At 44.2% G+C, this 8,852-nt stretch carries 6 protein-coding genes; 4 read left to right on the forward strand and 2 right to left on the reverse strand.

Translation table 11 applies throughout. The features are described 5' to 3' along the window. Positions 1-232 precede the first annotated feature (232 nt). Genes I3249_RS08035 through I3249_RS08045 form a run of 3 tightly spaced genes read left to right on the forward strand, consistent with a single transcriptional unit; the run spans position 233 to position 3,807 of the window. Positions 233-1,252 (forward strand): TAXI family TRAP transporter solute-binding subunit, encoded by a 1,020-nt coding sequence (locus I3249_RS08035; protein ID WP_057760864.1) that lies wholly within the window; start codon positions 233-235, stop codon positions 1,250-1,252. Further along, positions 1,230-1,793, forward strand: a complete 564-nt coding sequence (locus I3249_RS08040) for a DUF1850 domain-containing protein (RefSeq protein ID WP_238069437.1) — start codon at positions 1,230-1,232, stop codon at positions 1,791-1,793. The genes I3249_RS08035 and I3249_RS08040 overlap by 23 nt, the downstream gene beginning before the upstream one ends. Continuing rightward, on the forward strand, positions 1,765-3,807 hold the full coding sequence (locus I3249_RS08045; RefSeq protein ID WP_238069438.1) for a TRAP transporter permease: 2,043 nt from the start codon (positions 1,765-1,767) through the stop codon (positions 3,805-3,807). Before I3249_RS08040 ends, I3249_RS08045 begins: the two co-directional genes overlap by 29 nt. A gap of 144 nt (positions 3,808-3,951) precedes the next feature. Here the strand turns inward: I3249_RS08045 and lipA are convergent, their stop codons facing one another. Both lipA and I3249_RS08055 read right to left on the reverse strand, forming a co-directional pair. Then, positions 3,952-4,995, reverse strand: a complete 1,044-nt coding sequence (lipA, locus tag I3249_RS08050) for a lipoyl synthase (protein WP_057760861.1) — start codon at positions 4,993-4,995, stop codon at positions 3,952-3,954. 148 nt (positions 4,996-5,143) lie between these two features. Next, positions 5,144-5,554 (reverse strand): carboxymuconolactone decarboxylase family protein, encoded by a 411-nt coding sequence (locus I3249_RS08055; protein ID WP_057760859.1) that lies wholly within the window; start codon positions 5,552-5,554, stop codon positions 5,144-5,146. A gap of 406 nt (positions 5,555-5,960) precedes the next feature. Here I3249_RS08055 and acnB point away from each other — a divergent pair, with 406 nt between their 5' ends. Continuing rightward, a complete protein-coding gene (acnB, locus tag I3249_RS08060; protein ID WP_057760857.1) occupies positions 5,961-8,564 on the forward strand; it encodes a bifunctional aconitate hydratase 2/2-methylisocitrate dehydratase in 2,604 nt (867 codons plus the stop codon). The last annotated feature ends 288 nt before the right edge of the window (positions 8,565-8,852 follow it).

The raw sequence follows: 8,852 nt of genomic DNA on the forward strand, positions 1-8,852 counted from the left end.
TAAATGGAACTTTGTTTCGCGTAGCAAAACATAAGTATATGTTAGCTTAATTAATGAATGCCCTATATTTTCTCTGATAGCTTTAAATATAAGGTATTGAAAGAAAAAGAGAAAGTAAGCTAAGGTTTATTTATTGACAGAATTACTATATTATTACTCGTCTGTAACGTATTTATGTATAAATACGGATATTGTTAAACGTACAAAATCGACCACTTCAAGGATGAATTCAATGCTTAATTCTTTAAAATCCCCATTACTTTTGTCAGCTATGTTGAGTGCTGCGTTAGGTTTGACTGCATGCTCATCTCCAAGCTCAGAGGGCAGCGATACTGCATCTGCAGATAGCGCGGCAACAGATACTGCAGCAGATAAGCTTGATACTAAGTTTTTGACCATCGCTACTGGCGGTGCGTCTGGCCCTTACAATATCATTGGTACTTCATTGTCTGAAGTCTATGTCAAAACTTTTGGCGTAAACTCAAAAACGCAAACCACTGGTGCATCAGTCGAAAACGTCAATCTATTGACCCAAGGCAAGGTCGACATGGTCTTGGCACTAAGTGACGTGGTGACGGATGCTGTCGAAGGTAAAAACAATTTTGAGCAGCCAATCACTAACATTCAACAGATTGCTGTTTTGTACCCTAATGTGGTGCAAATCGTAACCTCAAAAAAATCTGGCATCAAAAACATTGAAGATTTACGAGGCAAGCGTATTGCTGTAGGCGATCAAGGTTCTGGTACAGAAGTCAATGCTCGTACTTTACTTGAAGGGTTTGGTATCACCTATGATGATGTCACCGTTGATTATCTAGGCTTTGCTGAAGCTGCTGATGGTATGAAAGCAGGTAAGATCGAAGCGGCATTCTTTAGTAGTGGCCTACCAAACTCATCTTTGATGGAGTTAGAGCAAGGCTTAGATTTACAGATTGTCACTATCAACCAAGACAAGCTAAAAGAAATCATCGCGACCAAGCCTTACTTCAAAACCTTTGAGATTCCTGCTGGCACTTATGGCAACGAAACAGCCGTACCAACTGCTGCAATCATGAATGCATTATTGGTTAGCTCTGATCTATCTGAAGCGGATGGTTATAAACTGACCAAAGCATTGTTTGATAATTTAGATGGTCTAAAAACAGCTCACCAAGCGGCCAATGATATCAGTCTAGAAACCGCTCGTGATGGCATGGTAGCCCCAATCCATCCTGGAGCTAAAAAGTACTATGACGAACAAGCAGCTAAGTAATTCATTATGGTTATCAACTGGCGCGGCATTCATTGCAGCGCTGGTTTTTTTTACGCTATGGTTAGGCTCTACGCTTCAGTCTGTCGTTGAAGTGCGAGTCGCAGGCGTAGACGGTGCTGATGATAAGGTTTGTTACTTTACTGAGCCTGACTTCCAGCTACGTTGGATACATTCTGTAGAAAAACAGTGGTGGGAAGAGCAGTATCAACGCATAGACGGCAGCAGTACAGAAGGTGCGGAGCTGTTATTGACCACGACCTATTTTGAAGCGTTCGGTGCGGGGACACCCTCCACCGAAATGCTCGCTCCTATACAAAAGCCTGGCTATCTGGGTTATCAAATTAACGAAAAACTGCCTCGCCTTAATTGGGTCGTATCTAGACTGACCAAAGGTGAAATGGATTATGGTGGTCATCGTGTTTTGATTCACCAGATGGTGCCGGACTATTCTGAAGTGGTGATCATGCCTAAGACGTATGATTTAATTGATAGATTTAAAAAGGACTTGTGTCATGAACTCCCAAGTGACGGATCACGGTAGCGTAACTACCATGCCAGACGCTGATGTTGATAAAAATGCTGAGGCAGATGCGATCAACAAAGCGGTATTGGAAAAATATGACCGAGAGTCAATCACGCGTCATATCACCCAAGGACCAGTGAAATATTTTATCGCTGGCATTTGTATACTCTATTCACTGTTTCATTTATATATCACTTTTAATCCAATGCCAGCACTTTTACAGCGCTCTGTGCATGTAGGTGTTGGTTTTGCATTGATATTCCTGATTTTTCCAGCTAGCAAAAAAAGCAGTCGCAAGCGAGTGGCATGGTATGACTGGATTTGGTTTGCGCTGTCTCTATCCGGTATGGGCTATCTCATCTATGAGTATCAAGATATTGTCACCTCGCGTGGCGGTATGGCCAACCAAGTCGATGTGATATTTTCTTTGATTACGGTAGTCTGCGTGTTAGAAGGCAGCCGCCGTATCACTGGGTGGATTTTGCCAATCTTGGCAGGCATATTTTTGGCCTATCCATTTGTCAGTCATCTAGACTTTATGCCTGATAGGCTTTTGACTCGCCCCTATGATATGGGTGATATCTTTGGTCAATTGTTCTTAAAAACAGAGGGTCTATACTCTGTTGCGATTGGTGCGTCGGTAACGTTCATTTTCTTATTCATTCTGTTCGGTGCATTCTTAGCACGCTCGGGAATGGGGCAGTTATTTAATGATTTGGCATTGGCTATCGCTGGTCATAAGAAGGGCGGGCCTGCAAAAGTAGCGGTTATTTCTAGTGGCTTTATGGGCAGTATCAACGGCTCAGCTTTATCCAATGTGGTTAGTACAGGTGCCTTTACCATTCCGTTGATGAAAAAAGTCGGCTATCACAAAGATTTCGCGGGTGCAGTTGAGGCCAGTGCTTCGGTTGGTGGACAGATCTTGCCTCCGATTATGGGTGCCAGTGCCTTTATTATGGCTGAGACAACAGGCTTGCCGTATAGCACGATTGCCTTAGCAGCATTATTGCCAGCGATCTTGTACTATTTAGGCGTCATTGCCCAGGTGCATTTCCGCGCTGGACGTCGCGATCTAAAAGGTATTGCTAAAGAAAATTTACCAGCGGTAAAAGAAGTACTAAAAGCCCGCGGTCACATGCTATTGCCGATTGTCTTCTTGATTTTCTTATTAATCAGAAACGTACCTGTGGGATATGCAGCAGCTTATACCATTGGCTTTACCGTTGTGATCAGTATGCTACGTGCCGAAACGCGCATGAGTTTTTCTGATATTTTGGGTGCATTAGAAGATGGTGCGCGCCAGTCATTAGCGGTTATGGCGGCTTGTGCGGTCGTTGGTATTATCATTGGGGTTGTGAGTCTGACCAGTTTTGGTACGGTAATGACATCCTCTATCGTTACGCTAGGCGCAGGATCATTATTCTTCACGCTTATCTTAACGATGTTGGCATCAATGGTTTTGGGCATGGGACTACCCTCTATTCCTGCCTATATCATTACGGCGACGATGGCTGCACCAGCATTGGCCGGTTTTGATATTCCAATCTTGTCAGCGCACATGTTTGTTTTCTATTTTGGTATCTTTGCCAATATTACACCGCCTGTATGTCTCGCAGCCTTTGCGGGTGCAGGTATATCCGGTGGTGATCCGATGAAAACAGGGTTCTTGTCCCTCAAGCTTGCTCTCGCGGGATTCATCGTGCCGTTTATGTTTATCTATAACCCAACGATGCTGATGATAGATCCAACGGGGCTGGCAGTCACGGCAAAAGATTTCCCGCTGCCACCTATTGTAGATATCATTACAGTAGTAGTGACTTCGGTAACTGGTGTTATTGCGCTGAGCTCAGCACTTGAAGGGTACTTCAGAGGTGGTATGAATACGGTGACTCGTATCATCTTAGCTATTGGTGCTTTATTGCTGATTTATCCTGAGATTACGACTGGTATCGCAGGTGGTGTGATCGTCCTTGGTATTGCTGCATTCAATATAAAAACAGCTGGAAAGCCGACGCCAACTTTAACCGTGTAAAGCGTTAGGTTTAATCATTCTTAAATCTAACAAAGCTCAAAAAAAGGGTGAATAACAAATTTGTTATTCACCCTTTTTAATATTCTTAAGAAATGTTTTAGCGACTGCTGTTCACAATTACTTTCATCTCACTTGATTGCTAAATTAGCAGCCAAGTTTGCCTTCAGCTTCTAGCGCTTTTTTGCTACGGATAGGTGCTGGGCAGTCTTCGCCGTAGTACTGACGATCTGCAAAGTAGCTTGAGCGTACCATTGGGCCTGCCCAAATGCTAAAGAAGCCGATTTTTTTGCCGTAGTCCATATAGCGTTGGAACTCATCTGGATGGACATAACGATCAACAGGGGCGTGGTTTTTACTAGGCTGTAGATACTGACCAATCGTGATCATATCCACGTCATGCGCTTTTAGATCATCAAGTAGCGCATAGATCTCTTCTTCTGTCTCACCAAGACCAACCATAAAGCCGCACTTGGTGGCGATATCAGGACGACGCTCTTTATAAATCTTAAGCAAATCTAGCGAATGCTGATAATCAGAACCCGGACGGAAAGCTTTGTATAGACGTGGCACCGTTTCGATATTGTGGTTAAACACATCTGGTGCAGTCTCTGTCAATAAATCCAATGCAATATCCATACGGCCACGGAAATCTGGTACTAGGATTTCAATCAAGCAGTTTGGGCTAAGTGCTCTTGACTCGTTTAGCACTTCCACAAAATGTCCCGCACCGCCGTCTTTTAGGTCATCGCGATCGACAGAGGTGATTACGGCATATTTAAGCTGTAAACCTTGAATCGTCTCAGCGGTATGACGCGGCTCATCTTTGTCTAGCTCATTAGGGCGACCATGACCGACATCACAGAATGGGCAGCGACGCGTACAGATATCACCCATAATCATAAAGGTGGCTGTACCATCAGCGAAGCACTGTGGCAGGTTAGGGCAGGCCGCTTCTTCACAAACGGTATAAAGCTTTTGCTCACGTAAGGTTGCTTTGATACGAGCGACTTCAGCAGGCGAGGACATTTTTACCCGAATCCAATCAGGCTTTTTCTTTGCCTCGACAGTCGGGATCACTTTAATTGGGATACGGGCAACTTTGTCATAGCCACGCAGCTTTTCGCCTTGGATGGCTTTTTTTGGTTTGGCCTTAGCAGCAGGTACATGTGTTTGTACGGCAGTTGTCATAATGGAGTTATCTCTTAACCCTTTATATTATAAGGGTTTATGGAATTATCAGAATGTTTTATGAGTGCAGATATTATAGCAGAAATTTGGTCGTCAATTTTTAAACAATATTGTTAAGATTACTATGATTGCTCGGACGACCATAGTTTTAAATATCTATATCGATCTCCAACTCATTCAGTATATCTATAGCGGCGCGAAACGCTTCTTGCGTGGCAGGTGCACCGCAGTACGGCAAGCTATGCATGAGCACTTCTCTAATCTCAGCGACACTGGCCCCGTTGTTAATGGCACCGCGTATATGACCTTTCAACTCGTTTGGGCTTTTTTGGGCAATTAAAAAGGCAATAGTGATTAATGAGCGATACTTGCGTGGTAATACTGAGTCATCTTGCCAAGTGCTGCCCCAAGCGTGTTCAATAATCCAGTCTTGCAGCGGTTGGGTAAATCCTGTGGCAGCATCAAGCGAGCGTTTGACATGCTGCTCACCCATGACCTCAGTGCGTACCTTGAGACCATTGTCATAGTTAGGATTGTTGTCCGTATTGCTATCAGTCATATCGTCGTCCTTAATGTTTTTACCAAATCGACTGTTAATAAATCGGCTGCTAATATATCGATATTGCTACATTTTTTTAAGCGAGATTTTATCGAAGTTGTTTCTTACAAAATTGTATATCAGTCATATGGTGTCTGCTCAGTCATAAAGCAAGCGCTGATTGATAAGCGTAATCAGGCAAATGCCAGTTATAATGAGCGCTACAATCATATTATTGATGGCACTATTTTTATAATAAATGTTCAATATGGCCTTACTATGCGCCTTTTCAGAGCTGAGCCATTAACATTTAGAGCGTTTTAAGCTATGATTGCACGGATAATTATTTCATATAGTATATAGACGCAGGCAGTCATGCTGACTACCCACGTAATGTGCTACACCCCAACTGACGAGGACGACTATTGTGTTAGAAGCTTATCGTAAACATGTCGAAGAACGTGCTGAGCTAGGAACTGTACCCCTACCACTAAATGAAAAACAAGTAGTAGAGTTGGTTGAACTGTTAAAGAACCCGCCTGCAGGCGAAGATGCGTTCTTGATGAACCTATTAGAAAACCGTATCCCTGCTGGTGTTGACCAAGCAGCATACGTTAAAGCGGCATTTTTGGCTGCTATCTTAAAGGGTGAAACATCATCACCACTTATCAGCAAGCAAAAAGCCGTTGAAATTCTAGGTACTATGCAAGGTGGCTACAACGTTCAGCCACTAGTTGCTGCACTAGATGATAGCGAAGTTGCACAAGACGCTGCTGAAGCACTAAAGAAAACTTTGCTAGTATTTGACGCGTTCAATGACGTGACTGAAAAAGCAGAAGCTGGCAATACTATTGCGAAAGAAGTGATTCAGTCTTGGGCTGACGCAGAATGGTTCTTGAACCGTGCTGAAGTACCAAAGAAAACCACTTACACGACGTTCAAAGTAACTGGCGAAACCAATACGGATGACTTGTCACCTGCGCAAGACGCATGGAGCCGTCCTGATATTCCATTGCATTCACTAGCCATGCACAAAAACTCTCGCGACGGCATCAATGCTGACGAAGAGGGCGTTGTTGGCCCAATGAAACAAATCGAAGCACTGAAAGAAAAAGGCCATCCGCTAGCCTATGTTGGTGATGTTGTTGGTACTGGTTCTAGCCGTAAGTCTGCAACCAACTCAGTATTGTGGTTGATGGGTGAAGATATCCCTAACGTGCCAAACAAACGTGGCGGCGGTTTAGTACTTGGTAACAATATCGCTCCTATTTTCTTCAACACGATGGAAGATTCTGGCGCATTGCCAATCGAAAAAGTTGCAGTCGATAACCTAAACATGGGTGATGTATTTGACATCTATCCGTACGAAGGCAAAATCACTAAGCATGACTCTGATGAAGTACTATCAACGTTCTCACTAAACTCACCAACATTGCTTGATGAAGTTCGTGCTGGCGGCCGTATTCCATTAATCGTTGGTCGTGGTTTGACTAACCGTGCTCGTGAATATATGGGTCTTGGTCATTCAGACATCTTTGCTAAGCCAGAAGAGCCAGCTGATACTGGTAAAGGCTTTACGCTTGCCCAGAAAATGGTTGGTAAAGCGTGTGGCCTGACAGGCGTACGTCCAGGTATGTACTGTGAGCCTAAGATGACTACGGTTGGCTCTCAGGATACCACTGGCCCGATGACGCGTGATGAGCTAAAAGACTTAGCATGTTTGGGCTTCCAAGCAGACCTAGTGATGCAGTCATTCTGTCATACTGCCGCTTATCCAAAGCCAGTTGACGTTGAGACTCAGCACACACTACCTGACTTTATCATGAACCGTGGCGGCGTAAGCTTACGTCCAGGTGATGGTATCATTCACTCATGGTTGAACCGTATGCTACTTCCAGATACCGTTGGTACTGGTGGTGACTCGCATACTCGTTTCCCGATGGGTATCTCGTTCCCAGCGGGTTCTGGTCTAGTTGCTTTCGCAGCGGCAACTGGTGTAATGCCACTTGATATGCCTGAATCTGTCCGTGTTCGTTTTGTTGGTGAGCGTCAAGCTGGTATCACTCTACGTGACCTAGTACATGCTATCCCTTACCAAGCAATCAAAGAGGGTTACTTGACGGTTGATAAGAAAGGTAAAATCAACGAGTTTAACGGCCGTATTCTTGAAATCGAAGGCCTAGAAGATTTGACCGCTGAGCAAGCGTTTGAATTGTCTGATGCCTCAGCTGAGCGTAGTGCTGCTGGTTGTACCATCACTTTGTCTGAAGCGTCAGTGACTGAGTACCTAAACTCAAACATCACGCTGCTTAAGTGGATGATCTCAGAAGGCTATGGCGATGCACGTACGATCAGCCGCCGTGTTGAGCAAATGCAAGAGTGGTTGGCTAACCCAAGCCTCATGCGTGCTGACGACGATGCTGAATACGCGATCGACATCACTATCGATATGAGCGAAATCAAAGAGCCGATCCTTTGCTGCCCGAACGATCCAGATGATGCAAAAACGCTAGCAGACGTGGCTGGTGATACGATTGATGAAGTATTCATTGGTTCGTGTATGACCAACATCGGTCATTTCCGTGCCGCTGGTAAATTGCTACAAGACGTACCAGCAGGTAGCTTGAAGACTCGTCTATGGATTGCACCACCTACTAAGATGGATGCACGTCAGTTGATGGAAGAAGGTTACTACAACATTTATGCACAAGCCGGCGCTCGTACTGAAATGCCAGGTTGTTCACTATGTATGGGTAACCAAGCACGTATCGCACCGAAATCTACTGCGGTATCGACCTCAACTCGTAACTTCCCGAACCGTCTAGGTCAAGGCGCTAACGTATACCTAGCTTCTGCAGAGCTTGCAGCAGTCGCAGCGGTACTTGGTAAATTGCCGACTAACGATGAGTATCAGCAGTATGCTGGCATGCTAAATAGCATGGGTGATGAAGTCTATCAATACATGAACTTCGACCGTATGGAAGACTATACTGAAGAAGCAGACAAGATTAACGTTGCTCAGTTGACCTAGTCTTGAGTATACAAGCTTTTAAAATTAGAAGCTTTATATTAAAAACTTTATACGTAAGACAAAAAACCCCCGTATCGTCATGATGCGGGGTTTTTTATTAATGACTCTAAGAAAACTAGTATTCATTAGACCTCTTGCAAAAGTAGCAGAGGGAATTAAAATAAGAAGAACATTCATCGTTGTCTAGGAACCATGCCAAACATAGATAAGCTACTCAAACAAAGTGACGCTGGTTTTAAACGCTACACAGGCATTCATAAAGCCACCTTTTATGACATGCTTGATGCC

Origin of the sequence: Psychrobacter sp. Ps1 (assembly GCF_022129425.1) — a bacterium.
GTDB lineage: Bacteria > Pseudomonadota > Gammaproteobacteria > Pseudomonadales > Moraxellaceae > Psychrobacter.

Bases quoted from the DNA above. Each gene is read 5' to 3' on its own strand.
- I3249_RS08035 (WP_057760864.1), top strand. From the start codon at position 233: ATGCTTAATTCTTTAAAATCCCCATTACTTTTGTCAGCTATGTTGAGT.
- lipA (WP_057760861.1), bottom strand. From the start codon at position 4,995: ATGACAACTGCCGTACAAACACATGTACCTGCTGCTAAGGCCAAACCA.
- I3249_RS08040 (WP_238069437.1), top strand. From the start codon at position 1,230: ATGACGAACAAGCAGCTAAGTAATTCATTATGGTTATCAACTGGCGCG.
- I3249_RS08055 (WP_057760859.1), bottom strand. From the start codon at position 5,554: ATGACTGATAGCAATACGGACAACAATCCTAACTATGACAATGGTCTC.
- I3249_RS08045 (WP_238069438.1), top strand. From the start codon at position 1,765: ATGAACTCCCAAGTGACGGATCACGGTAGCGTAACTACCATGCCAGAC.